Origin of the sequence: Aureimonas sp. Leaf324 (genome assembly GCF_001423245.1) — a bacterium.
Classification (GTDB): Bacteria; Pseudomonadota; Alphaproteobacteria; order Rhizobiales; family Rhizobiaceae; genus Aureimonas.
The window spans coordinates 77,686-102,041 of the sequence record NZ_LMOH01000004.1 but is presented as its reverse complement, the minus strand read 5'-3'; the positions used below and the strand labels follow the sequence as shown (position 1 = coordinate 102,041).

Sequence of the window (24,356 nt, the reverse complement as noted above, 5' to 3'; positions counted from 1 at the left end):
GTCAGGCTGCGCGACGGCGGGGCATCGCGTGAACGACCGCTTGGGTCGCCGCGCCGCTGCCGCTCTGCCGCGTCTCGAACCGGTCGACGAGCCCGGCGAGATCGTCGGTTTCGCGCATCAGGTTCTGCGTCGCGGCAGTAATCTCCTCGACCATCGCGGCGTTCTGCTGGGTGACCTTGTCCATCTGGTCGGCGGCGATCGACACCTCCTTCAGCGAGGCGGCCTGTTCGCGCGCCGCGCGGGCGATGCCTTCCACCGTGCGGGTGACGTCGCCGACCTGCAAGACGATGTCCTCGAGGCTGCGTCCCGAGGCGGTGACGAGATCGACACCCGCCTCGACCTGCGTTCGCGAAAGCGCGATGAGGGTCTTGATCTCCTTGGCGGCTTCGGCCGAGCGCTGGGCGAGACCCCGCACCTCCTGCGCCACCACCGCGAACCCGCGCCCGGCTTCGCCGGCGCGTGCTGCCTCGACGCCGGCGTTGAGCGCCAGCAGGTTGGTCTGGAAGGCGATCTCGTCGATGACGCCGATGATCGAGCCGATACGCTGGGACGAGGCTTCGATCTCGCTCATCGCCGAGACGGCTCGGGCGACGATCTCGCCCCCCTTCTCGGCACTGCGCAACGCCTGCGTGGCCGACCCTTGCGCCTTGCCGGCGTCGGCGGCCGCCAAGTTGATGCCGCGCGTCACCTCACCGAGCGCGGCCACCGTCTCCTCGAGATTGGCCGCCTGCTGCTCGGTGCGCTGCGACAGGTCGCCCGCGGCCGCCGCGATCTCGCTGGAACCGGTGGCGATGGCCTGCGCGTTGGTGCGCACGTCCATCAGCGTCTCCTCCAGCCGCGCGATCGCGCCGTTGAAATCGAGGCGGACCGGCTCGAGGCGCGGGGCGAACGCGGTGTCGATGCGGTGGGTGAGCTGGCCGTCCGCGATGGCATGAAGGCCCGCGGCGAGCCGCTCCATCGCGAGCGTGATCTCGGCCGCCTCCTCAGTCCGGGCGCGGTCGCGCTCCAGCCGCTCGCGCTCCGAAAGCGAGCGGTTGGCGTCGATCTCGCCCTCCAGCCGCAGCCGTTCGACGGCGTTGTCGCGGAACACGGTGACGCAGCGCACCATGTCGCCGATCTCGCTGCGGTCCGGCGCGACGTCGAGGGCCGTGTCGGCCTGCCCGCCCGCAAGGTCCCGCATGATGCGCACGAGGCGCCCGACGGGCCGCGTGATCGAGCGCGTCACCGAGGCGACCATCAGCGCGACGAGCAGGAGAAGGCCCGCCGTCAGACCCAGCGACAGGACGAGCGCCTGCTTCTCGGTCGCGGCCGTCGTGGTGGCGAAGGCGCCGAGGTCCGCGCTCACCGTATCCTGGATGTCCTTCAGGGCGTCGATGCGGGCCGAGCTCGCGTCGAACCAGTCCTTGCCGGTGACGAACGAGATCGTGCCGCCGAAGGGCCCCTGGAGGCCGGTCGTGCGCATGCCGTCGACGCGCTTGCCGACAGGGCTCTTCAGCATGGCGTCGAGCGCCTGCCGGGCGTCCGGCGTCGCGCGGTCCCGGAAGCTCGAGAAGCGGGCGTTCTGCGCCGCCGCCTCGCCGACGAAGTCGCGGTAGAGTTCGGGCGTGAAGCCGCCGGCGGTGAAGGCGGTGACGCCGGCGGTGCGCTCGCGGCCCGCCCCCTCCTTGGCCTGCAGCAGCGAGGTGTAGGCGAGGATGCGGTCCGAGATTTCGCTGTTGGTGGTCAGCCGGTTCATCGATCCGACCACGGCGATCAGGCTGTCGACCGCCTGCCCGAAGGTGGCCGCGACGTCGGCGGGCTTGGCCTTCAGCGCCGAGATGCCCTCGCGGATCGGCGCGATCGCGTCGAGGCGGGTCTGCGCGTCGCGCGCCAGATCCTTCAGGACAGCGTCGCCCGGCGCCTCGGGCGCGGCGAGGTCGAGCGCCCGGAAGCGCGCGATCGCCGCGTCCACCGCTGTGCGCTGCTGGTCGAGAAGCCCGGCGAACTCGCCCTTGCCCTTGGCGGCGGTGAAGCCGGTGGAGGTCGCGCGCTCCTTCTGCACCTCGTGCATCACCGCGCCGATCGCCGCGGCCGTGCCGGACAGGTCCGCCACCATCCCGGCCTCGGATGCCGCCCGCAGGGTCGACAGATTGGTCTTCACCGCCATGCCGAGAAGCGCCAGCGTCGGGATCGCCGCGACGACGAGGATCCGCGTGCCGATCCTGATGTGGCTCATCGTCATCTTCATCGGCAGGGCGCCTCACGCGAGGTTATGACCGGACGCCGCGAGCCTCGAGAGGCCACGCCGCGTCCACGACGTCGGAATGCCGAAATCGTGAGTGAAACTCATTGAAGAATGATGATCGGTTCGGCGCGATCGGCTGCCGCCTTTTGGAACATTCTGCTGCAGCGCCGTTGGCGCGGTGCCGCATGACCGGCGGCGCTGTAATCCCTCACGCCGCTGCCGAACAAATCCGGGGTCGTTCAGCGGCCAGGCACGCTCGCCGAAGGCACCGGCCCGCCGCGGCGGGCGTCGGCCGCGGCCAGCGTCGGCATGGTGGTCGCGCGCGCCGGCACCGGGGCGGCCGAAGGCGCGGCGGCGTCGGGCACCACGGCAGCCTCGACCCAGCCGGTGAAGATGCCCGATTCCACGCGGGCGAAGTGCCCCTCGCGGCGCGTGACGCGCAGCGGCCGCCCGGCGTCCAGCACCATCCAGGCGGGCGCGCCGGCGGACGGAGCGCGGCGCAGCGGCGTCGGCGATCGGGTGACGAACCGCCCCTCGCCGGCCGGGGCCGCTCGCTCGACCCTGGCGGACACGGCGACGGCCGACCGGGCGGCCGGGGTCGGAGCCGGGGCCGACGCGGGCGCGGCGGAGGCCGGGCGCGCATCCGGCACGGCCGCGCGCGGCGGCAGCGGGTTGGCCGCGGGCGGGCGAAGCGCCGCCTGTCTCGGGTCGGCGGCGCGCGGTTCGGCGGCGCGGGGTCGCTCCACGGCCACCGGCGGCTCGGCCGCGCGCTTCGGCGCGGCGTCGCGGCGGGCCGGGGCGGGCGGCTTTGCTCCGGTCAGCATCCGCTCCAGCGCGGCAACCTGCGGCACGTGCCGCTCGACGACCGCGCGGTTGGCGTCGAAGGCGATCCAGCCGACCGCGAGGATACCGAGCCCCCACCACACCGGGCCGACCCGGCGCGCGGCGGCGGCGGACGGCTTGGCGCCCTTGCGCGAACGCGGCTTGCGCTGGGTCATGACGCGGCTCCCTCGGCTGACGGGCGTTTGCCGAAGACTTACGCGGCGAAGGTGCATGGATGGTGAACATTTCGAGAGCGCCCGGCGGCACATTCGAACGTTCGCCCCGCAACCTGTTGTTCCGGTTCGATATCTCCCGCGCCTCCATCGCGAAGGCGCTCGCCCCGCCGCCGGTAGCCGGCTCTTGAAACCGGTCCGGCGCGCCGCACCTTGCGGGACAGGGGGGACGCCGCACACGCGGCTTCAACAGAGGATCTCAACGAATGAACAAGCTGACGCCCTTCGCCATCGCAGCGACGCTGGCGCTGGCCGCCTGCGGCGACGACGCGCCCTCGACGCCGGCCGCCACCGCGCCGGCCACGACGACCACCACCACCACGGCAACGACGCCCGCCGGCACGGCGCGCACCGAGGCGCAGGAAGCCGCGGACGCGATCGGACAGGCGGGCCGCGAGACCGGCCAGGCGATCGGCGCCGCGGCGACCGAGGCGCGCGATGCCGCCGCCCCGGCGCTCCAGCGCGCCCAGGAGGCGACGGGTCAGGCGATCGACGCCGCCAAGCAGGGCCTCAACAACCTGACGCGCGACGCGGCCTGCCAGACGGCGCGCGCGGCCAACGACACGCAGGGCATCGCCGCCAACTGCTGATCCGCGAGCGGGCGGCCGGTCAGCCGGCAGGCCGCCCCACGATCATCTCGCGCACCTTGGCGCCCAGCGCCTCGTATTCGAAGGGCTTGGCGATGAGGTCCATGTTCTCGCCGAGGAACTCGCCGCGCACCGAGGCCGATTCCGCGTAGCCCGTGACGAACAGGATCTTGAGTTCGGGCCGCAGGCGGCGCGCGATCTCGGCGAGCTGGCGGCCGTTCATCCCGGGCAGGCCGACATCGGTGACGAGAAGGTCGATGCGCGCCGAGGATTCCAGCATCGGCAGCGCCATCGCGGCGTCGACCGCTTCGAGGGGCTGGTAGCCGAGATCGCCGAGAACGTCGACGATCAGCATGCGCACGAGCCCCTCGTCCTCCACCACGAGAACCGTCTCGCCCTCGCCCGCCGGCGCCTCGCCCACCGCCGCTGCCGTCTCCGTCGCGACCATCCCGGCTTCCGCGGGCAGGAGGAGGCGGATGCGCGTCCCCTCGCCCTCCCGGCTCTCGATCGCGACATGGCCGCCTGACTGGCGGGCGAAACCGTAGATCTGCGACAGGCCGAGGCCGGTGCCCTGGCCGAGCGGCTTGGTGGTGAAGAAGGGCTCGAAGGCCTTGGCGAGTGTCTCGGGCGACATGCCCGAGCCCGTATCGGCGACTTCCAGGACGGCGAAGGGTCCGGGGCGCGCAGCGGCGGCCGTCTCCGCCGGGGTGGCGCGGCGCGCCGTGATGGTGAGGCGCCCGCCGTCCGGCATCGCGTCGCGCGCGTTGATCGCCAGGTTCAGGAGCGAGTTCTCGAGCTGGCTGACGTCGGTGCGCGCGACGAGCGGCTCGTCGCACAGGTCCGTCGCGATCTCGATGTTCTCGCCGAGCGTCCGGCGCAGGAGGTCCTCCATGCCCTCGACGACGGCGTTGAGGTCGAGCGCCTTGAGGTCGAGCGACTGCCGGCGGCCGAAGGCGAGGAGGCGCGCGGTCAGGGTCGCCGCACGCTGGGCCGCCTGCATGGCGTTGGTGCGATAGCGCTCCAGGGCCTCCATGTCGCCGGTGTCGATGCGACGGCGCATCAGGTCGAGCGAGCCGATGACGCCGGCCAGCATGTTGTTGAAGTCGTGGGCGATGCCGCCCGTCAGCTGGCCGATCGCCTCCATCTTCTGCGACTGGCGCAGCGCCTCCTCCGCCCCCTCGCGCCGGGCCATCTCGGCCGACAGCGCCTCGGTGCGCTCGGCAACGCGCGCCTCCAGCATCACCGCCGCCTCGCGCAGCTCGGTCTCCATGCGCTTCTGCGCCGTTACGTCGAGCACGAAGATGTGGAACCCGTCGACCCGGCCCGCCGTGTCGCGCCGCGGCAGGTAGCGGATTTCCGACAAGCGGTCGGGCCGGCCGGGCCGGGCGAGCCGGGCCTCGAACAGCGCCGGCTCGCCGGAGAGCGCCTGGCGCACCGCCTCGCGGCGCGTTTCGAACGCGTCCGGCCCGAGAATGTCGGGGATCGTGCGGCCGATCACCGCTTCCGGCCCCGAGCCGAACCAATCCTCGTAGGCGCGGTTGGCGAAGCGGTAGACGAGGTCGCGATCGACGAAGGCGATGAGGACCGGCAGCGAGTCGGTGACGAGCCGCAGCTCGCGCTCGGACGCGGCCAGCGCCTCGCGGCTGGCGGTCAGCTCGCGCAGCCGGTCGCGCATCTCGAACTGCTTCTGGCGCGCGCGCATGCACGAGGCGATGGAGCTGACCAGCGACTCGATGCCGAGCGGCCGCTCCAGGATCATCACGTTGGTGACGGTGTCGGGCAAGCGGTGACGCAGGCCGACGATCGCATCGGTTCGCCCCGTGCGCCGCGCGGCCAGAACCATGATCGGGATATCGGACCAGTCGGGCTGAGTCCGAAGGGCGGCAGCCAGGGTGTCGAAGCCAAGCTCGAGGGCCTCCTGCGTGACGAGGATCAGCCCGACGCTTCCGCCCGCCTCGCCGGCCACCAGCGCGCTGAGCGTCTTCAGGTCGGCGCAGACGGTCGCCTGGTAATCCTCCTGCGTCAGCAGTCCGCGCATGCTTTCGGCATCGCGCCCGAAGGGGGCGCAGATGAGGATCTCGAACCCTTGCGCCGCCCGCCTATGCACGTGTTCGCTCTTCCATCAGCGGTCCCACTTCGCCAGAATATTCCGGCGTGCCGGTGAGAATGCCGCGGAACTGCACGAGCGGTTCGCCGACGCGTATGCCCCCGGCATCGATGCGGAGCTCGCGGATGGCCTCCTCGTGCGGGCCGCTGCGGTTCTTCAGGACCGAGATCGCCTTGCGGAACCGCCCCTCCGCCTCGAAGAAGCGGATCAGGATCACCGTGTCGGCGACATAGGAGATGTTCAAGGTGCCCGTCGACATGGTGCCGACCAGCCCGTGCTGCGGGTTGATCAGGAAAGTGCCGACGCCCTTCTGGTTGAGATAGGACAGGAGCTCGTGGATCTGCAGGATCAGCTGCTGCTCCTGAGGCATCGCCGCGAGATAGCCGTTGAGGCTGTCGATCACGAGAAGGCGGCAGCCGCGCTCCTCCACCTCGCGCTGGACGCCGAAGGCGAATTCGCCGGGAGAGATTTCGGCCGGATCGATCTGTATGACGTGCAGGAGCCCGGTGTCCAGATGCGGCTGGAGGTCGAGCCCCATGGCCTTCGCACGCACCATCATCGTGCCGATGCGCTCGTCGAACTCGTAGATCGTGGCAGGCTCGCCGCGCCGGCATGCAGCATCGACGTACTGGAGCGCGAGCGTCGTCTTGCCAGTGCCGGCCGGACCGGTGATCAGCGTGCTCGTACCGCGCAGGGGTCCCCCATAAAGCAGGGCGTCGAGTTCGGCGATGCCACTTTCCATAGGGTCGCCGAGGAAGGGGAGGTGATGCCGGGCGGCAATCAGGCGCGGAAACACGGCCAGACCGCCGCGCCGGATCGTGAAGTCGTGGTAGCCCGCCACGAAATCGACCCCGCGCAACTTCTGCACCTGAAGACGGCGGCGCGCCGCGCCGAAGTCGAGGGTCACGCGCTCCAGCGTCAGGACGCCGTGGCAAAGACTGTGCAGATGGGTGTCGCGGCGTCCGGATTCCTCCGCCGTCAGGTCGTCGATCAGGATCACGGTGGCCCCGCGCGGGGCGAAGAATTGCTTCAGGAGCAGGACCTGCCGGCGATAGCGCAAGGCGTCCTGCGCCAGGAGCCGCATTTCCGACAGGCTGTCGAACACGACGCGGTGCGGTCGCACGCGCTCCACCTCGTCCTGGATCAGCTGGATCATCCCACCGAGTTCGACCTCGAAGGAATGCAGGATCGACTGTTCGCGGCCCTCGCCGAGCACGGCTTCCGCCGACGACAATTCGAAGATGTCGATCGCCGACAGGTCGAACCCGTGCGAGGCCGCGACCGCCAGAAGCTCCTCGCGCGTCTCCGACAGGGTGACGTAGAGGCAGCGCTCGCCGCGCTCCGCCCCGTCGATCAGGAAGCGCATGGCGAGCGTCGTCTTGCCGGAGCCGGGCGCCCCTTCCACGAGGTAGAGCCGCCCCGTCGGCAGGCCGCCGTTCAGGATATGGTCGAGTTCGGCATTGCCGGACGAGGTCCGATCGGACGTCTGACGCATCGGAAAACTCATCGGCTCACGGGTCGCTCGGCGGCCGGACGGGACCGCACTTCCTTGACTAGCCAAGCCCTCCGGCCCGCGCAACGCATTTGCGCGTGTGCGCGAACGCATGGGGCGACTCGCCCGCGGGCCGCAGCCCTTTCGCCGGCTTGCCGGCCCGTGCGAGGATGGGCAACGGGCGTGCGACGATCGGCGCGTGGACCAGGGACGAGGACGAGATCATGGCGGACAGGGTGGCGCTGGTGACGGCGGGCGGCAGCGGCATGGGCGCGGCGGCGGCGCGGCGGCTCGCCGAGGATGGATGCCGGGTCGCGGTCCTGTCGTCGTCCGGCAAGGGCGAGGCGCTCGCGCAAGCACTCGGCGGCTTCGGCGTCACCGGCTCGAACCAGTCGGCGGACGACCTCGGGCGCCTCGTCGACGGCGCGATGGAGCGCTGGGGGCGGATCGATGTCCTCGTCAACAGCGCCGGCCACGGGCCGCGCGCGGCCATTCTCGACATCACCGACGAGGACTGGCATCGCGGCCTCGACACCTACTTCCTCAACGTCGTGCGCCCGTCGCGCCTCGTCGCGCCGATCATGGCGGCGAACGGCGGCGGGGCGATCATCAACGTGTCGACGGCCTGGGCTTTCGAGCCGAGTCCCCTGTTTCCGACCTCGGCCGTCTTCCGTGCGGGGCTGGCCGCCTTCACCAAGCTCTTCGCCGACGCCCACGCGCCGCAGAACGTGCGCATGAACAACGTCCTGCCGGGCTGGATCGACAGCCTGCCGGGCACGGAGGAGCGCCGGCAGAGCGTACCGATGGGCCGCTACGGGACGATGGCGGAGATCGCCGCCACCATCGCCTTCCTCGCCTCGGACGGCGCCGGCTACATCACCGGCCAGAACATCCGCGTCGACGGCGGCCTGATGCGCTCGGTCTGACGCCTCAGCCGCGCTCGGCGACCGCCTTCGCCGCGCCGACGGTGATCAGCCGTTCGAGCGCGCCTTCCAGCGCGCGGCGGAAGCGCGGGTCGGCCGGCAGGTCGTCGCCGAAGACCTCGTGGAGCGACAGGAAGGCGTCGGCAAGGCGCGCCGGATCCTCCCCCGCCTCGTCGCTCAAACCCTTCAGGCGCGCGGCCATCGGGTCGCGCACGTCGATCGTCCCGCCTCGCTCGTCACGACCGCCGGCATAGCGGATCCAGCCGGCGAGGCCGAGCGCCAGCCGATCGAACGGCTCGCCCGCCTTGAGCCGGTCGCGGATCGTACCGAGCAGGCGCTGGGGCACCTTCTGCGAGCCGTCCATGGCGATCTGCCAGGTCCGGTGCCGCAGCGACGGGTTGCGGAAGCGTTGGAGGAGCTCGGCCCGGTAGGCGGCGAGATCGAAGCCGAAGAGCGGCGGCAGGGTCGGCGCGATCTCCCGTTCCATCATCGCGGCGAGAAGGGCTGCGAAGGGCGCGTCGGCCATCGCCTGCGACACGGTCTCGTGGCCGGCGAGATAGCCGAGATAGGCGAGCGTCGAGTGCGAGCCGTTGAGGAGGCGCAGCTTCATCAGCTCGAAGGGCTCGACGTCGGCGACGAAGCGCGCGCCCCCCAGCGTCCAGTCCGGCCGCCCGTCGGCGAAGTGGTCCTCGATCACCCATTGCGAGAAGGGCTCGGTCATCACCGGCCAGGCGTCCTCGACCCCAAGCCGCTCCGTCACCAGCGCCCGGTCCGCGTCGGTGGTGGCGGGCACGATCCGGTCCACCATGGTTGAGGGGAACGGCACCTCGCGGGCGACGAAGCTGCCGAGCGCGGCCCCGCGCCGTTCGGCAAAGGCCGAGACGACGCGCCGTGCCGTCTCGCCGTTGGCGGGAAGGTTGTCGCAGGAAAGGACCGTGAAGGGCGGCAGACCCGCCTCGCGCCGTCGACGCAGCGCCTCGACCAGGAAGCCCGGCGCCGAGCGGGGCGCGTGCGGGTGGGCGAGGTCGTGAACGATGTCGGGATGGGCCTCGTCGAGCGCGCCGGTCGCCGGATGGTGGCAATAACCCTTCTCGGTGACAGTGAGCGAGACGATGCGCGTATCGGGCGCCGCCATCAGGGCGAGCACGGCTTCCGGGTCCTCCGGGGCGACCAGCTGGCGCAGGATCGCGCCGACGACCTCGAACCGGTCGCCCTCCCCGGAGCGCACCGCGACCGTATAAAGCCCGTCCTGGGGCTGGAGCGCGTCGCGCGTGTCGGGCGAGCGCAGCGACACGCCGGCAATGCCCCAGGCGAGGTCGCCCCGGTCCAGCACCGCCTGCGTCGCCACGGCCTGATGGGCCCGGTGGAAGGCGCCGAGGCCGAGATGCACGATGCCGATGCGCGTGGCGGCCCGGTCGAAGCGGGGCCGCGCGACATCGGACGGGATCGCGGACAGGGTGTCGTCGGACAGGCGCTGGGTCACGGGAAAAGGGCCTCGCTGGTCTCGGCGGAAGACGGGAGGCGCGCGGAAGAACTCGGGCAACGCCGTCGCCTCCCCTCGCGGCACCCGCTCCTGTCTTCGACCGACCGCAAGACGCTGTCAATCGCCGTCGCGGGATCCGTCAGCCAGCATCGGCCATCGCATCGACGCGTCGCGCGCCCTGCGCGAAGACCCGTTCCAGGGCTTCGATGCCTGCGGGCCGGCCGAGGAGATAGCCCTGAAGGGCCTGGACCTCGAGTTCCGACAGGACCGCCAGTTCGCCCGGCGTCTCGACGCCCTCGGCCACGACCTTGCACCCGCAGCGCGCGGCGAAGTCGACGAGCGCGCGGGCCAGCGCCTGGCGCATCGGGTCGCCGTCGAGCCCGCGCACGATCTCCCGGTCGAGCTTGATGATGTCGGGGCGGATCGCGACGACACGGCTCATCGAGGAATATCCCGCGCCCACGTCGTCGATCGCGATGCGCACGCCCCGGTCGCGCAGGTGCGCCAGAGCGGCGAGGAGTGGCCCGTAATCGTCGATCCGCTCATGCTCGGTGATCTCGAGGACGATCCGGTCGGCCGGGCTCGCCGCCAGAAGGTCCGTGAAGCCGGGCGCGAGGATGGCGGCCGGCGAGGCGTTGATCCCGAGCTGCACCCGGTGTCGCGCCCAGACCGGGGCGTAGGCCGCAAGCGCGTTGGCGATGGCCCGGTGCTCGAGCTCGATCTGGAGACCCACCTCGGCGGCATCGGTGAACCAGGTTTCCACCGAGCGGTGGGGGTCCGCGGGAAAACGCGAGAGCGCCTCGGCGCCGGCCGGCGCGAGCGCGTCGAGAAGGAAGATCGGCTGGAAGACGATCGACGGCCCGCCCTCGTCGAGAAGCCGGCGGATGCGCCCGCGCTTGGCCGCCAGAAGGCTTTCGGCCTGGAGGTCGCGGTCGATCCGCTGCGCGACGAGCCCGGCGAAGGTGCGCATGACGGCGAGATCGCGCTCGTTCAGCGAATGGTCCGGCGCGTGGCCGAAGCAGCAGAACGTGCCGTAGACCATGCCGTTCGACAGGCGGATGGGCACGCTGAGATGCGAGCCGACCGGCAGGGTGCGGGTCGCCGCCAGACGCTGCGCTTCGGGAAAGGCCGCGGTGTCGGGGATAAGTTCGGGAAGCCGGCCGTCGGCGACACGGCCGCAATAGGAGGTGTCGAGGCGATCGCCGGCCCCCTCGATCAGCGTGCTCGGCGCATCGGCGTCGACATGCCGGAAGATGCGCCGGTCGCCGACGAATTCCCCGATGAAGGCGACGTCCAGTCCGAGGTTCTGTCGCACCAGGCGCAGCATGGCCCGGATGTCGAGGAACCCGTCGAGGGACTGGGGCATGTCATGACGCTGCATGGGCTGCCGACCTGTTTGTCAGTATTCGCCTGTAGATCGAACGATAACGTGCAAAGGTTGCATATGTGCACAAGCGCCGAACGGCAACACCGGCGCAGGCCCGGAACCGAGCGCGCACGAAAAAGCCGCCGGGGATCTCCCGACGGCTCCGCGTCCATTCTGAAAGAATGGAGATCCGGCCCAACACCTCGCCAGTACATCCGTGGTCGGACGACAGGCCGTACGTCTGGCGGCGCTTCGACCGAAACCGGGACGCGCCGCCTGACCGAGAGATGGGTGGACCTTCCGCCCCTTTCAAGGGGCCGATTGTTTTCCTTCGAGAATTCTCAGTCGTAGACCTCGATCACGCTGCGCGTCTGCGGATCGACGATCACCCGCTGGTCGTTGACGACGGCGTAGGCGTAGCCGTCGTTGTCGGGGATGACGTGATACTCGACGGCCTGCGGCAGCGGCTCGCCGACGACGATCCGGCGCTCGTAGGTGACCGACGGGATGGTCTGCTGCGTGACGTAGGTGCGCACCGGCGCGGGAACGGCGACCACGGTCGCGGCCGGCGCCGCTTCCTGCGTGATGATGGTCGTCGTGGTCTGCGCCAGGGCCGGCGCGGCCATCAGGCTGGCAAGGCCCGCAAGGGCGATCAGTCGGCGCATCGCGTTCATCCTTCTATCATCCAGAACCGCTCCTGAACGCCGGTCAGGAGCGGAGGTTGCACGATCGCTTCCCCAAGGTCCCGACACCGCGCGCCCGATCGGTCAGTCGCCGCCCTCGTCCGGGATCGCCAGGATATGGCCACAGGCCTTGCAATGGACGGCATCCGGCTCGTGCCTCTCCAGCGCGCAGGCCGGGCAGCGGAAGAACACCTTGTAGGGCCGGAACACGGTCTGCGCGAGCCGCACGAACAGCGAGATGCCGACGATCATGATCACGACCGAGGTGAGCTTGCCCGCCGGGCCCGGCAGCGTCACGTCGCCGAAGCCCGTGGTCGTCATCGTCGCGACCGTGAAGTAGAGGGCATCGACATAGCCCTCGATGCCCGACCCTTCGCGCACGAAGGCGGTGTAGATGAACCCCGTCGCCAGGAAGAGACAGGTCAGGAGGTTGATCACCGCCCGTCCCGCCTCCTCCCATTGCTGCCAGCCGCGTCGACGCAGCGAGCGCCACAGGACGTCCTTGCGCGACAGGGTCCAGAGCCTGAGAATGCGCAGGAAGCCGACGTTGAAGAACATGGTCGGCAGCAGGAGCGTCAGGAGGATCAGGGCATCGACCCAGATCACCGGTCGCCGCGCCCAGGCCTTCACGTTCGGCGCGGCCAGCGCACGTGCCGCGAAATCCACCGACAGGAGCGCCGCCAGCGAATAGTCGAGCCACAGGAAGTAGCGCTTCTCCTCCAGCACCGGCGCCATGACGAAGAAGGCGATCACCACGAGATCGACGATCGCCACGAAGCCCTGGAAGCGCACCGCCGTCGGATGGTCGGCGTGGTAGAGGAAGTCGAGCCGCCGCCGGAAGCGCTGGAAGCGCCCTTGCGGCGGATCGGGGTCGGGGCGGGGCGAAGCGGCAGCATCCATCCTGCCAAGATGGAACGGGGCCGCCCGGCAGGCCAGGGGTCGCGGCCCGCCCGTCCGCCCGGTGCGTCAGGCCGCGTCGAGGCTTTCCAGGATGACGTTCTCGTTGGTGTAGATGCAGATCTCGGCCGCGATGCGCATGGCGCGCCGCGCGATTTCCTCGGCCGACAGATCGGTCTCGGCGAGCGCGCGCGCCGCCGCCAGCGCGTAGTTGCCGCCCGAGCCGATCGCGATCACGCCGTTCTCCGGCTCCAGCACGTCGCCATTGCCGGTCAGCGTCAGCGTCACCCGCGCGTCGGCCACGATCATCATCGCCTCCAGACGGCGCAGATACCGGTCGGTGCGCCAGTCCTTGGCAAGCTCCACGCAGGCCCGCATCAGCTGGTCGGGATACTGCTCGAGCTTGGCCTCCAGTCGCTCCAGAAGCGTGAACGCATCCGCCGTCGCACCCGCGAAGCCGGCAATGACCTTGCCCTCCTTGCCGATGCGCCGCACCTTGCGGGCGTTGCCCTTCATCACCGTGTTGCCGAGCGACACCTGCCCGTCGCCCGCCACCACCACCTTGCCGCCCTTGCGTACCGTGACGATCGTCGTCCCGTACATCTTCGCCGGGTCGTGCTGGTCCATCATTCTCGTCGGTCCTTGTTCGTTCCGCGCCCCATATGGGAGCGCGAAAGCGGTGCCAACAGGGGCGCGGGCGGGATGGCGGGGCTGCCGCCCCGATCCCCGCTCGGGGCCTGACGTCCCCGAACCCCTGCTTTGTTTTGAGACTTTTCCTAACAGTGGGAGGGCCGCTGGCCCTCCCACTGTTAGGACACATCGCAAAGCGAGGAGGGGTCCAGGGGAAATCATTTCCCCTGGCGGGGCCGGGGGCAGAGCCCCCGTCTTCCCCATGCCCTCGGTTGGCTCCGCCCCCGCGCTTCTGTATGAAGCGGCGGAACGATCGAGGATGGACGGGCGATGGGCGAGACGGCGGGACGGCGGGATGCGTCGGTGGACCGGGCGACGAAGGAGACGCAGATCCGGGTGCGCGTCGACCTGGACGGCCAGGGCCGGGCGGACGTCGCGACCGGCGTCGGCTTCTTCGACCACATGCTGGACCACCTGGCGCGCCATTCGCTGATCGACATCCGCGCCGAGGCCAAGGGCGACTACCACATCGACGACCACCACACGGTGGAGGACGTCGGCATCGCGCTCGGCCAGGCGATCCGCAAGGCCATGGGCGAGCGGCGGGGCATCCGGCGTTATGCCTCGCTCGATCTGGCCATGGACGAGTGCCTGACGCGCGCGGCGGTGGATGTGTCGGGGCGGCCGTTCCTGGTGTTCCGGACGCAGTTTCCGACCGAGAAGATCGGAACGTTCGACACGCAGCTGGTGCGCGAGTTCTTCCAGGCCTTCGCGACCAACGCGGGCCTGACGCTGCACATCGAGACGCTCTACGGCGACAACTCGCACCATATCGCGGAAACCTGCTTCAAGGCGGTGGCGCGGGTGCTCGGCGAGGCGCTGTCGATCGATCCGCGGCAGGCCGACCTCGTGCCCTCCACCAAGGGCATGCTGGCGTGAGGCGATACCGCATCGTCGAGCCGCCGGGGACTGAAGGGCGAACGGAGGGGGCGCGGTTCCTGCGCGACGGGTTCCGCCCTTGGGCCGTGGTCCTCCCGAGCCTCTGGCTGCTCGGGCATCGCCTGTACCTGCCGGCCGTCGCGGTGTTCCTCGTCGACGTCCTCGTGATGGCCGCGGCGCCCGGCGACGACCTGCCGGCGGCGGCCCTCCTGTCGCTCCTCCTGGGTCTCGGGGTGGCGCTGGAAGGCCCGTCGCTCGTGGCGCGCCGGCTCGTGCGATTGGGCTGGCGGGATGCCGGCGCGGTGTGGGCGCGCGATGCGATCGACGCCGAGCTGTTTTATTACGTAGGTGAAACGATCGAGATGCCGCAGGCCGCGACCTCGATCGGCCGGTCGGGCGAGCCGCGTTCGCCGCTGCGCCCGGGCCAGTCCCTGTTCGACCTCAGGAGCGCGTGACGATGCCGAGCGTCGCCATCATCGACTACGGCTCGGGCAACCTTCGCTCCGCCGCCAAGGCCTTCGAGCGCGCCGCGCGGGAAGCAGGCGACGACAGCCGCATCCTCGTGACCGACGATCCGGCGGCCATCCGCGCGGCCGACCGTCTGGTGCTGCCGGGCGTCGGCGCCTTTGCCGATTGTCGGCGCGGCCTCGACGCGGCGCCGGGCCTTCTGGAGGCTCTGCGCGAAGGGGTCGAGGACCGTGGCCGGCCCTTCCTCGGGATCTGCGTCGGCATGCAGCTGATGGCCGAGCGCGGGCTGGAGAAGACGATCACGCAAGGCCTTGGCTGGATCAGCGGCGACGTCGAGCCGATCGTCCCGAGTGACCCGTCGCTGAAGATCCCGCAGATGGGCTGGAACACGATTCACGTGAAACAGACCCACCCGCTTCTGGATGGCATCGCCACCGGCGAGGCGGGCTTGCACGCCTATTTCGTGCACTCCTACCATCTGGTGGCGCGCCGGCCCGACGAGGTGCTGGCGACCGCCGAATACGGCGGCCCGGTGACGGCGATCGTCGCCAGCGGCAACAAGGCCGGCACCCAGTTCCATCCCGAGAAGAGCCAGACGCTCGGTCTGTCCCTGATCGCCAACTTCCTGCGCTGGAAGCCTTAATCGAAGAGAGGCAAAGTCACCTGTTTGGTTTTCACAACACGCTTCGCTTCGTGAAACTCAAATCTCCCATCTGTCAAATCGTGAGGGAACAATCTTGAATATTCAACGATTGCGACCTCTCGACTTCCAGGGTGCTCTTCTCCCATCCAGACTTCATAGACCCTTCTCGGATCCACCCCATAACGGGCCCAAATCTGGCGCTTCATCATTCCACGAGCCCTTAAGATCCAGGACTCGACGGCCTCTTCGAACGTCAATTGGCTTTTCATAGACTCAACGAAAAAACAGGGGGTTGTGGTACCGCTGCTATCGCCTTGTCCCAAACCCCATGTCATTTGGAGCGGGCATCGAACAGATGCGTGTCCACGGTACCTTATGGTGGACGTGAAAGGTCGGGGTGGCAGCCCTGACCTTTCCTTTAGCTCACTGTACGTAACCTGATTCGCTGGGTGCGTCGGAGTCGAAACGCGTTATATTTCAATCCTATCCCCAGTTTCTGAAGATGATGCCGATCCTCTTTCCCGCCATCGACCTCAAGGACGGCGCGTGCGTGCGCCTGAAGCTCGGGCTGATGGAGGAGGCGACCGTCTACAACGCCGATCCTGCCGCCCAGGCGCGCGTGTTCCGGACCCAAGGTTTCACCCATCTCCACGTCGTCGATCTCAACGGCGCCTTCGAGGGCCGAGCGGTGAACGCCGCGGCGGTCGAAGCGATCGTGGCGACGGTGGGCGAGGACATGAAGGTACAGCTCGGCGGCGGCATCCGCACGCTCGCCGATGTCGAGCGCTGGCTCGGCGCGGGCCTTGCCCGCGTCATCCTCGGCACGGTCGCCGTGCGCGATCCCGCATTGGTGCGAGAGGCCGCCCGGCGCTTTCCGGGACAGGTCGCGGTCGGCATCGACGCCAAGGGCGGCAAGGTCGCGGTGGAGGGCTGGGCCGAGTCGTCCGAACTCAGCGTCGAGGACATGGCCCGTCGCTTCGAGGACGCCGGCGTCTCGGCGATTATCTACACCGACATCGACCGCGACGGCATCCTTGCCGGCATCAACTGGGACGCGACCATCGCGCTGGCCAACGCGGTGCGCATTCCCGTGATCGCCTCCGGGGGCCTCGCCTCGATGGCCGATATCGAGCGCCTCGCCGCGCCCGAGGCCGCGCTCCTGGAAGGCGCGATCTCCGGCCGCGCCCTCTACGACGGGCGCATCGATCCGACGGAGGCCTTGGCGCGCCTCCGCCGCTGATGTTTCACGTGAGTCAGCCGGCGGGCGCCTTTGCAGGGTGCTCGCACGGGACTAGATTGACCGCATGAACATCCAGGTGCCGACCATCCGAACCGCGGACGACTTCCTGCGCTGGAACGAAGGGCGCGAGGGAAAGCGTGAGTTCGTGGATGGAAGGATCGTTGAGATGATGACCGGCGGCTCGCGGCGGCATGCCGAACTCTTCCTCCAGCTGGCTTTCCTCCTGAAGCAGGCTCTGGCGGACCCGACCCTTCGCGTGACGGCGGCCGACTTCGGTGTGCGCACCCCCCACGGCATCCGTTACCCCGATGTCCTGATCCATCGCGGTGAGGGGGATGGACGCGATCTTGCCACGCCGGAGCCTCTCCTCGTGGCCGAGATCCTGTCTCCATCCTCGCTGGCTCTCGACTTCGGCGAAAAGGCCCGGGAGTATACCGCCCTCCCCTCGCTCCTGCACTATCTCGTCCTGTCGCAGGACGAGCCGCGCGTCTGGCTCTGGGCGCGCGGCGAGGACGGGGCGTTCGGCTCGCCCGAGATGATCGTCGGGCGCGAGGAGAGCGTCGCGCTCGCGGGCTTCGGCCTGGCGCTTCCCCTTGCGGACCTTTATCGCGGCATCGCATAAGCGCGGCACACCGGCTCCTGCCCGCCGGACGCGGAACGGAGACGGCTTCGAAGTGACCCTCAAGGCGCGCATCATCCCCTGCCTCGACGTCAAGGACGGTCGCGTCGTCAAGGGCGTCAACTTCGAGGGCCTCGTCGACGCGGGTGATCCCGTGGAAGCGGCGCGCGCCTACGACGCGGCGGGTGCCGACGAACTCTGCTTCCTCGACATCACCGCCTCCTCCGACAACCGCGAGACGATCTTCGATGTCGTCGCCCGCACAGCCGAGGCCTGCTTCATGCCGGTGACGGTCGGCGGCGGCGTGCGCGAGGTCGCCGACATCCGCCGGCTGCTCTTGGCCGGCGCCGACAAGGTGTCGATCAACACGGCCGCCGTGAAGCGTCCGGAGTTCGTCGCCGAGGCCGCCGACAAGTTCGGCAACCAGTGCATCGTCGTGGCGATCGACGCCAAGCGCGTCTCAGCCGAGGGTGAGGCCGGCCGCTGGGAAATCTTCACCCATGGCGGCCGGCAGGCGACCGGCATCGATGCCGTCGAGTTCGCCCGGCGCGTCGTGGCGCTCGGCGCAGGCGAGATCCTTCTCACCTCGATGGACCGCGACGGCACCAAAGCCGGCTTCGACCTCGGCCTGACGCGCGCGGTCGCCGACGCCGTCGCCGTCCCGGTGATCGCGAGCGGGGGCGTCGGCACGCTCGACCATCTCGTGGCCGGCGTGCGCGAGGGCGGCGCGACGGCGGTGCTGGCCGCCTCGATCTTCCATTTCGGCACGCACACGATCGGCGAGGCCAAGCGCCATATGGCGGCCGCCGGCATCCCGATGCGGCTCGACGGCGCCTCGACGCCGGCCCCCCTTCCCGTCGCTTCCTGAAAGGCGCTGCGATGTTCGACCTGACCCGGCTCGAAGCGATCGTCGCCGAGCGCGCTGCCTCCCCCGATCCCGACTCCTACACCGCCAAGCTCGCGCGGCGCGGGGTGGGCAAGGTCGCGCAGAAGGTCGGCGAGGAAGCGGTCGAGACCGTGATCGCGGCGCTGTCGGAGGACGACAAGGCGCTGACCGGCGAGGCGGCGGACCTTCTCTACCACCTTCTCGTACTCCTTCATCTGCGCGGCGTTCCGCTTGCCGACGTGATGGCCGAGCTCCAGTCGCGCACCGCGCGCACGGGGCTTGCCGAAAAGGCCGCGCGGACGCATGAGGGCTGAGGCGGCGGCGATGGACCAGCTGGCGCCCGCGACCCTGTCGCCCTACCACTTCTTCTCGGCGGCCGAATGGGCGACGTTCCGCGGCCGCGAGGCGCTGACGCTGACGGCTGACGAGGTTCGGCGCCTACGCTCTCTCGGCGACACGATCGACCTCGACGAGGTGGAGCGCATCTATCTCGCCGTGTCCCGCCTCCTGTATTCGCATGTCGAATCCAGCCAGGCGCTGTTTCGCCAGCGCAAGCGCTTCCTGCGCGGCTCGACCCAGGTGAAGACGCCCTTCATCATCGGCATCGCCGGCTCGGTCGCGGCCGGCAAGTCCACCACTGCCCGTATCCTGAAGGAGCTTCTGGCGCGCTGGCCGGGCACGCCCAAGGTCGACCTCGTGACCACCGACGGCTTCCTCTATCCGAACGCGGTCCTCGAGCGCGACGGGCTGATGCAGCGCAAGGGCTTCCCCGAGAGCTACGACGTCGGCGCGATCCTGCGCTTCCTGTCCGCGATCAAGGCGGGCGCGCGCCACGTCACCGCCCCGGTCTACTCGCACTTCTTCTACGACGTCATCGAAGGCGACCTGATCGAGGTCGACCAGCCCGACATCCTGATCTTCGAGGGGCTCAACGTCCTCCAGACGCGCGAGATGCCGCGCGACGGCAAGTTCGTGCCCTTCGTCTCCGACTTCTTCGACCACTCGATCTATATCGACGCCGACGAGCGGGATCTCCACCGCTGGTACATCTCGCGCTTCATGCGCCTGCGCGAGACGGCGTTCCGGCAGGAGTCCTCGTTCTTCCATCGCTACTCGAAGATCTCGGAAGCCGAGGCGCTGGAGGTCGCCGAACGGCTCTGGGCAACGATCAACGCGAAGAATCTCTACGAGAACATCCTCCCCACCCGCCCGCGCGCCGACCTCATCCTGCGCAAGGGCGGCGACCACCTCGTGGAAGAGGTGGCGCTGCGCAAGATCTGACGGGCGCTTCGGTGCCCCACCGCCCGAGTGCAGAACCCCGGCGTCTGGCCGTCGGCATGTCGCCGGGACAAACGACGTGAGTTGACATTCAAATCAACTCGGCCCAACTCCCGGCCCGGCTTCGAACAGGGACGTGGGAACGCCGATGACGATCGACCTCAACCGACGCGAATGGATGATGGGGCTTGCGGCCCTCGGCCTTGCCTCCGCGACGCGCGGCGCGCTCGCCGCCGATGGCGACCTCCTCAGGTTCGGGAGCCCTGAGCCCTTCTCCTTCGACACGCTGGTGGAGCGGGCGCGGGCGCTGGCAGCCGCCCCTTACGTGCCGGAGGTGCCGCGCTCGGCCGATGTCCTCGAGCGCATCGACTTCGACCAGCACTGGCGCATCCAGTACAAGAAGAGCGAGACGCTGGAGCTGAACGACGGCAAGGCGCCGATCCGCTTCTTCCATCTCGGCCGCTACTTCAAGCTGCCGGTCGGCATCCACGTCGTCGAGAACGGCGAGGCGCGCACGCTGCGCTATGACCCCAACCTCTTCACGATCCCGTCGGACTCGCCCGCCAAGGAACTTCCGGACGACATCGGCTTTGCGGGCTTTCGCGTGCTCGAGCCGGGCTCGGACGCCGACTGGCTGGCCTTCCTGGGCGCTGCCTATTTCCGCACGTCGGGCGAGGACAACCAGTTCGGCATGTCGGCCCGCGCGCTCGCCATCGACGTCGCCATGCCGACGCCCGAAGAGTTCCCGCGCTTTACCGACTTCTTCCTCGAGCCCTCGGCGGACGGCCGGCTGGTCATCACCTGCCTCCTCAACTCTCCCCGCGTCGCCGGCGTCCTGCGCATGGACATCAAGAAGGGCGGGCCGATCGTCATGGACATCCAGTCGCGCTATTTCGCGCGCGACGACATCGAGCGCTTCGGCATCGCCGCCCTCACCTCGATGTACTGGTACTCCGAGACCGACAAGCAGCGCCGCATCGACTGGCGGCCGGAAGTGCACGATTCCGATGGCCTCGCGATGTGGACGGGTGCGGGCGAGCGCATCTGGCGCCCGCTCAACAACCCGCCGCGCGTCATGACGTCGAGCTTCTCCGACGAGAAGCCCCGCGGCTTCGGTCTCCTCCAGCGCGACCGGGATTTCGCCAACTACGAGGATGACGGCGTCTTCTACGAAAAGCGCGCCTGCGTCTGGGTCGAGCCGAAGGGCGATTGGGGCGCCGGCATGGTGCAGCTCGTCGAGATCCCGACCGACGACGAGATCCACGACAACATCGCCGCCTACTGGCTGTCGGCCAAGCCCGTGCGAAAGGGCGACGCGATCGCGCTCGACTACGTCCTGCACTGGTCGAACCGCGAGCCCTTCCCGGGCGACGTCGGCAAGGTCGTGGCGACGCGCCTCGGGCGCGGCGGCATCGCCGGCCAGCCGCGTCCGGTCGGCGTCACCAAGATCGTCGTCGACTTCGACGGCGGGCTCGTCGCCGCGCTCGACCGCGAGGCCAAGGGCGTCGAGGCGATCGCCACCGCCTCGCGGGGCACGGTCGGCAAGGTCGACTGCTACTCGGTCAAGGTCGGCACCGCCTGGCGCGTCACCTTCGACCTCACGGCCGAGGGGAACGATCCGGTGGAGTTGCGCCTCTACATGCGCCAGGGCGACAAGGTGCTGACGGAGACCTGGGCCTACCAGTTCCTGCCGGCCTCGATGGGCGCCTGACGCCCGTCTCGACGAGGCTCAGGGCCGCGTCACCCGCCTGAGGGTGAGGTTGATGCGGCCCTCGCCCTTCAGGAGCGTCGAGGTGCCGGGGTCGATCCGGTCGACGCCGTGAAACAGGAGGCGGCTCTCCCCGCCCATGACCAGCACGTCGCCCGACCGCAGCCGCAGCGAGCGCGTCGGTCCGCCCCGGGTCGGCCCGCCGAAGCGGAAGAGACCGTCGTCGCCGAGCGAGACCGACACGACGGGCGCCGCGAGGTCATCCTCGTCCTTGTCCTGATGCAGGCCGAGCCGCGCTGCCGGATCGTAGAAGTTGACGAGGCAGGCTTCGGGCGGATGCGGGTAGCCGCCGAGTTCGTGCCAGAGATCGAGAAGCACCGGCGGGATTTCCGGCCAGGGCCGGCCGGTCTCGGGATGGTGCGGCTGGTAGCGGTAGCCCGTCCGGTCCGACACCCAGCCCAGCGAACCGCAGTTCGTCATCCGCACGGAGAAGGGACGGCCGGTGCCGGGCATCGCCGGGCGATAGAGGGGCGCGGCGGCGGTGACCGCCCGCACGGCGGCCAGAAGCGCGGCCTGCGCCGATCCGTCGAGCCGTCCGGGATGATGGTCGAGCCCGGGCGGCAGGGCGCCCGGCGCGCTCACGAAAGGTAGCCGAGCTGCGCGGCGAGCGCCACGGCGTGGGTGCGGTTGGAGGCGTCGAGCTTGCGCGTCGCCGAGGTCAGGTATTGCGAGATCGTGTGCTCGGAGAGCTTCAGGATCGTGCCGATCTCGGACGAGGTCTTGCCGAGCATGGCGAGCTTCAGGCAGTCGCGCTCGCGCCCCGTCAGCGGGTTGTTGCGCCGGTTCTCCTCGTAGCGGCAGGCGGCCAGCACCCCGAAGGCGGCAAAGGCCAGAAGCTGCAGCCCGTCCGCCTCGGCTTCCGCGATCGCCGGCCCGCGTCCCGAGACGGCGAGCACCCCGGTGAAGCCGGAGACGCCGTGCACCGGGCAGTAGGCGCCCGACAAGCACCCGTGCGCGGCGAGGAACCGGCCCTGCGGCGGCGAACCGTCGGGATCGTCGGGGTCGTAGCCGTAGACGAACTCGGCATCCCAGACGAAGGGCAGCGAGCCGCCGACGAGCGCGCGCACCACCGGCGAAAAGCGGTGAAGCCCCTGGCGTTCGAAGCCGATGCGGAACTCGTTCTCCCAGTTCGACAGGATCGGGCGCATCTCGGCGCCGGCCTCGTCGGTGGAGGGGATGGTCATCAGGGCGAAGCGGTCGAAGCCGCTCGCCGCGACGATCTCGCCGACCGCCGTCTTCAACGCCTCTTCCGTCCACGGCCGCTCCAGGCGGCCGACGAGGCTGGCTTCCGGACGTCTCATGCGGCGGAACGGGACGCGGCGGCGGCCGGGCGGACGCGGATCGGGGATCCAGACATGGCGATCCTTTCCAAGGACGGGGCGCGTTCGGCCGGGTCAGGATGGCGATTCGCGGAACGTCAGCGAACCTGCGTAGTCTATCCTACCGCGAAGCGCTCTCGAAACGACCCTTCCTCCGGTTGTTTTTCGCGAGCCCCGCCTGCAACCCGGAACCGCCCCTCTGGCGCGCGGCGCGGCGCATTCCCATGTCGGGTGGGCGCCAAGCTCCCGGCATCCGGCCGGGGACCGCAACCGATCCGAGACTCTTTCCGTCCATGACCGACTTTTCCCCTCGCGAGATCGTGTCCGAGCTGGACCGCCACATCATCGGCCAGAAGGACGCCAAGCGCGCCGTGGCCGTGGCCTTGCGCAACCGCTGGCGCCGCCAGCAGCTCGACGGGTCGCTCCGCGAGGAGGTGAGCCCGAAGAACATCCTGATGATCGGGCCGACGGGCGTCGGCAAAACCGAGATCTCGCGCCGCCTCGCCAAGCTCGCGGGCGCCCCCTTCATCAAGGTCGAGGCGACGAAGTTCACCGAGGTCGGCTATGTCGGGCGCGATGTCGAGCAGATCATCCGCGACCTCGTGGAGATCGGCATCGGCCTGACGCGCGACAAGAAGCGCGAGGAGGTCCGCGCCAAGGCCCATGCCGGCGCCGAGGACCGGGTGCTCGACGCCCTGGTCGGCAAGACCGCCTCGCCGGCGACGCGCGACAGCTTCCGCAAGCGCCTGCGCGCGGGCGAGCTCGACGACAAGGAGATCGACGTCGAGGTGGCCGACACCTCCAACCCGATGGGCGGCATGGACATCCCCGGCATGCCCGGCGGCAATATCGGCGTCCTCAACCTGTCGGAGATGTTCGGCAAGGCGATGGGCGGGCGCACCAAGACGCGCCGCACCACGGTGAAGGACAGCTACGCGCTGCTCATCAACGAGGAGTCCGACAAGCTCCTCGACAACGAGGCGCTCGTCGCCGACGCGATCCGCGCGGTCGAGAACAACGGCATCGTCTTCCTCGACGAGATCGACAAGGTCGCCAACAACGGCGAGGCGCGCGGCGGCGCGGGGGTGTCGCGCGAGGGCGTGCAGCGCGACCTCCTGCCGCTCGTCGAGGGCACGACGGTCGCCACCAAGCACGGCCAGGTGAAGACGGACCACATCCTCTTCATCGCGAGCGGAGCCTTCCACGTGTCGAAGCCCTCCGACCTCCTGCCCGAGTTGCAGGGCCGCCTGCCGATCCGCGTCGAGCTGAAGGCGCTCGACCGCGACGACTTCCGGCGCATCCTGACGGAGACCGAGGCCTCGCTCCTCAAGCAGTATGTGGCGCTCCTGAAGACCGAGAACGTCGATCTCGAGATCACCGACGACGCGGTGGACGCCATCGCCGACGTCGCGGTCGCGCTGAACGGCTCGGTCGAGAACATCGGCGCGCGCCGCCTCCAGACGGTGATGGAGCGGGTCCTCGACGACATCTCGTTCGAGGCGCCCGACCGCGGCGGCCAGAGCTACCGGGTCGACGGCGACTACGTGCGCCGGGTGCTCGACGGCATCGCCGGCAACGTCGACCTGTCGCGCTTCATCCTCTGACCAAAAGCTTGGCGGCCTCTGCCCCTCGCGGCAGGCCGCCAGGCGTCCCGACGTCACCGGTCTCGCGTGTGGCGCCTGTCGCCTGTCCTTTGGAGGATATGGTAGACGTCCAACCATTCCGGCGGACGAGGCCGGCAATCGGGTT

General features: G+C 69.7%; 23 protein-coding genes. 12 read left to right on the top strand and 11 right to left on the bottom strand.

Translation table 11 applies throughout. The features are described from left to right. Position 1: 1 nt before the first annotated feature. Together ASF65_RS05025 and ASF65_RS05020 are read right to left on the bottom strand one after the other, a co-directional pair. Entirely contained in the window at positions 2-2,215 is a 2,214-nt protein-coding gene (locus tag ASF65_RS05025; protein WP_162239455.1) for a methyl-accepting chemotaxis protein, read from the bottom strand. 248 nt (positions 2,216-2,463) lie between these two features. After that, on the bottom strand, positions 2,464-3,222 hold the full coding sequence (locus ASF65_RS05020) for an SH3 domain-containing protein (RefSeq protein ID WP_055886072.1): 759 nt from the start codon (positions 3,220-3,222) through the stop codon (positions 2,464-2,466). A gap of 263 nt (positions 3,223-3,485) precedes the next feature. On the opposite strand from ASF65_RS05020, the gene ASF65_RS05015 reads away from it, so the two are divergent. Then, the gene (locus tag ASF65_RS05015; protein ID WP_055886069.1) at positions 3,486-3,869 is read left to right on the top strand and encodes a hypothetical protein; all 384 of its coding nucleotides are present in this window, start codon (positions 3,486-3,488) and stop codon (positions 3,867-3,869) included. 19 nt (positions 3,870-3,888) lie between these two features. Here ASF65_RS05015 and ASF65_RS05010 read toward each other — a convergent pair whose 3' ends face one another. Both ASF65_RS05010 and ASF65_RS05005 read right to left on the bottom strand, forming a co-directional pair. After that, positions 3,889-5,973, bottom strand: coding sequence for a PAS domain-containing protein (locus ASF65_RS05010; protein WP_055886067.1), 2,085 nt, complete (start codon positions 5,971-5,973; stop codon positions 3,889-3,891). Continuing rightward, the gene (locus ASF65_RS05005; protein WP_055886064.1) at positions 5,966-7,468 is read right to left on the bottom strand and encodes an ATPase domain-containing protein; all 1,503 of its coding nucleotides are present in this window, start codon (positions 7,466-7,468) and stop codon (positions 5,966-5,968) included. The genes ASF65_RS05010 and ASF65_RS05005 overlap by 8 nt, the downstream gene beginning before the upstream one ends. Positions 7,469-7,686: 218 nt before the next feature. Here ASF65_RS05005 and ASF65_RS05000 point away from each other — a divergent pair, with 218 nt between their 5' ends. Beyond that, positions 7,687-8,391, top strand: coding sequence for an SDR family oxidoreductase (locus ASF65_RS05000; protein WP_156369171.1), 705 nt, complete (start codon positions 7,687-7,689; stop codon positions 8,389-8,391). 4 nt (positions 8,392-8,395) lie between these two features. On the opposite strand, the gene ASF65_RS04995 is transcribed toward ASF65_RS05000, so the two are convergent. The 5 genes from ASF65_RS04995 to hslV form a co-directional block, all read right to left on the bottom strand. Then, complete coding sequence (locus tag ASF65_RS04995) at positions 8,396-9,871, bottom strand: mannitol dehydrogenase family protein (RefSeq protein WP_055886062.1); 1,476 nt, start codon at positions 9,869-9,871, stop codon at positions 8,396-8,398. A 139-nt stretch (positions 9,872-10,010) separates the two neighbouring features. Next, positions 10,011-11,237: an EAL domain-containing protein gene (locus tag ASF65_RS04990; protein WP_162239453.1), complete on the bottom strand. Its 1,227-nt coding sequence runs from the start codon at positions 11,235-11,237 to the stop codon at positions 10,011-10,013. 341 nt (positions 11,238-11,578) lie between these two features. Continuing rightward, entirely contained in the window at positions 11,579-11,902 is a 324-nt protein-coding gene (locus ASF65_RS04985; protein ID WP_082505186.1) for a DUF1236 domain-containing protein, read from the bottom strand. Positions 11,903-12,004: 102 nt separating this feature from the next. Further along, a complete protein-coding gene (locus ASF65_RS04980; RefSeq protein ID WP_055886057.1) occupies positions 12,005-12,820 on the bottom strand; it encodes a potassium channel family protein in 816 nt (271 codons plus the stop codon). Positions 12,821-12,886: 66 nt separating this feature from the next. Then, positions 12,887-13,444, bottom strand: coding sequence for an ATP-dependent protease subunit HslV (gene hslV / locus ASF65_RS04975; RefSeq protein ID WP_055886054.1), 558 nt, complete (start codon positions 13,442-13,444; stop codon positions 12,887-12,889). A gap of 333 nt (positions 13,445-13,777) precedes the next feature. Here hslV and hisB point away from each other — a divergent pair, with 333 nt between their 5' ends. The 9 genes from hisB (at position 13,778) to ASF65_RS04930 (ending at position 21,231) form a co-directional block, all read left to right on the top strand. After that, complete coding sequence (hisB, locus tag ASF65_RS04970; RefSeq protein WP_055886051.1) at positions 13,778-14,386, top strand: imidazoleglycerol-phosphate dehydratase HisB; 609 nt, start codon at positions 13,778-13,780, stop codon at positions 14,384-14,386. Then, positions 14,383-14,841, top strand: a complete 459-nt coding sequence (locus ASF65_RS04965) for a DUF2628 domain-containing protein (RefSeq protein ID WP_162239452.1) — start codon at positions 14,383-14,385, stop codon at positions 14,839-14,841. The genes hisB and ASF65_RS04965 overlap by 4 nt, the downstream gene beginning before the upstream one ends. Positions 14,842-14,843: 2 nt before the next feature. Then, a complete protein-coding gene (hisH, locus tag ASF65_RS04960; RefSeq protein ID WP_156369167.1) occupies positions 14,844-15,497 on the top strand; it encodes an imidazole glycerol phosphate synthase subunit HisH in 654 nt (217 codons plus the stop codon). Positions 15,498-16,002: 505 nt separating this feature from the next. Further along, positions 16,003-16,737: a 1-(5-phosphoribosyl)-5-[(5-phosphoribosylamino)methylideneamino]imidazole-4-carboxamide isomerase gene (hisA, locus tag ASF65_RS04955; RefSeq protein WP_055886116.1), complete on the top strand. Its 735-nt coding sequence runs from the start codon at positions 16,003-16,005 to the stop codon at positions 16,735-16,737. Positions 16,738-16,801: 64 nt separating this feature from the next. Next, positions 16,802-17,359 (top strand): Uma2 family endonuclease, encoded by a 558-nt coding sequence (locus ASF65_RS04950; protein ID WP_055886043.1) that lies wholly within the window; start codon positions 16,802-16,804, stop codon positions 17,357-17,359. 52 nt (positions 17,360-17,411) lie between these two features. Then, positions 17,412-18,224 carry an imidazole glycerol phosphate synthase subunit HisF gene (gene hisF / locus ASF65_RS04945; RefSeq protein WP_055886040.1) on the top strand — a complete coding sequence of 271 codons (813 nt, stop codon included), beginning with the start codon at positions 17,412-17,414 and terminating at the stop codon, positions 18,222-18,224. 11 nt (positions 18,225-18,235) lie between these two features. Then, positions 18,236-18,556 carry a phosphoribosyl-ATP diphosphatase gene (locus tag ASF65_RS04940; RefSeq protein ID WP_055886038.1) on the top strand — a complete coding sequence of 107 codons (321 nt, stop codon included), beginning with the start codon at positions 18,236-18,238 and terminating at the stop codon, positions 18,554-18,556. Next, entirely contained in the window at positions 18,546-19,523 is a 978-nt protein-coding gene (gene coaA, locus ASF65_RS04935) for a type I pantothenate kinase (RefSeq protein WP_055886036.1), read from the top strand. The genes ASF65_RS04940 and coaA overlap by 11 nt, the downstream gene beginning before the upstream one ends. Before the next feature lie 145 nt (positions 19,524-19,668). After that, complete coding sequence (locus tag ASF65_RS04930) at positions 19,669-21,231, top strand: glucan biosynthesis protein (RefSeq protein WP_055886034.1); 1,563 nt, start codon at positions 19,669-19,671, stop codon at positions 21,229-21,231. 18 nt (positions 21,232-21,249) lie between these two features. On the opposite strand, the gene ASF65_RS04925 is transcribed toward ASF65_RS04930, so the two are convergent. Further along, positions 21,250-21,870, bottom strand: a complete 621-nt coding sequence (locus ASF65_RS04925) for an alpha-ketoglutarate-dependent dioxygenase AlkB (protein ID WP_055886031.1) — start codon at positions 21,868-21,870, stop codon at positions 21,250-21,252. Continuing rightward, on the bottom strand, positions 21,867-22,589 hold the full coding sequence (locus ASF65_RS04920) for a LuxR family transcriptional regulator (RefSeq protein ID WP_055886028.1): 723 nt from the start codon (positions 22,587-22,589) through the stop codon (positions 21,867-21,869). The genes ASF65_RS04925 and ASF65_RS04920 overlap by 4 nt, the downstream gene beginning before the upstream one ends. A gap of 311 nt (positions 22,590-22,900) precedes the next feature. Between ASF65_RS04920 and hslU the strand changes: the two genes are divergently transcribed. Further along, on the top strand, positions 22,901-24,211 hold the full coding sequence (gene hslU, locus ASF65_RS04915; RefSeq protein WP_055886025.1) for an ATP-dependent protease ATPase subunit HslU: 1,311 nt from the start codon (positions 22,901-22,903) through the stop codon (positions 24,209-24,211). Positions 24,212-24,356 lie beyond the last annotated feature (145 nt).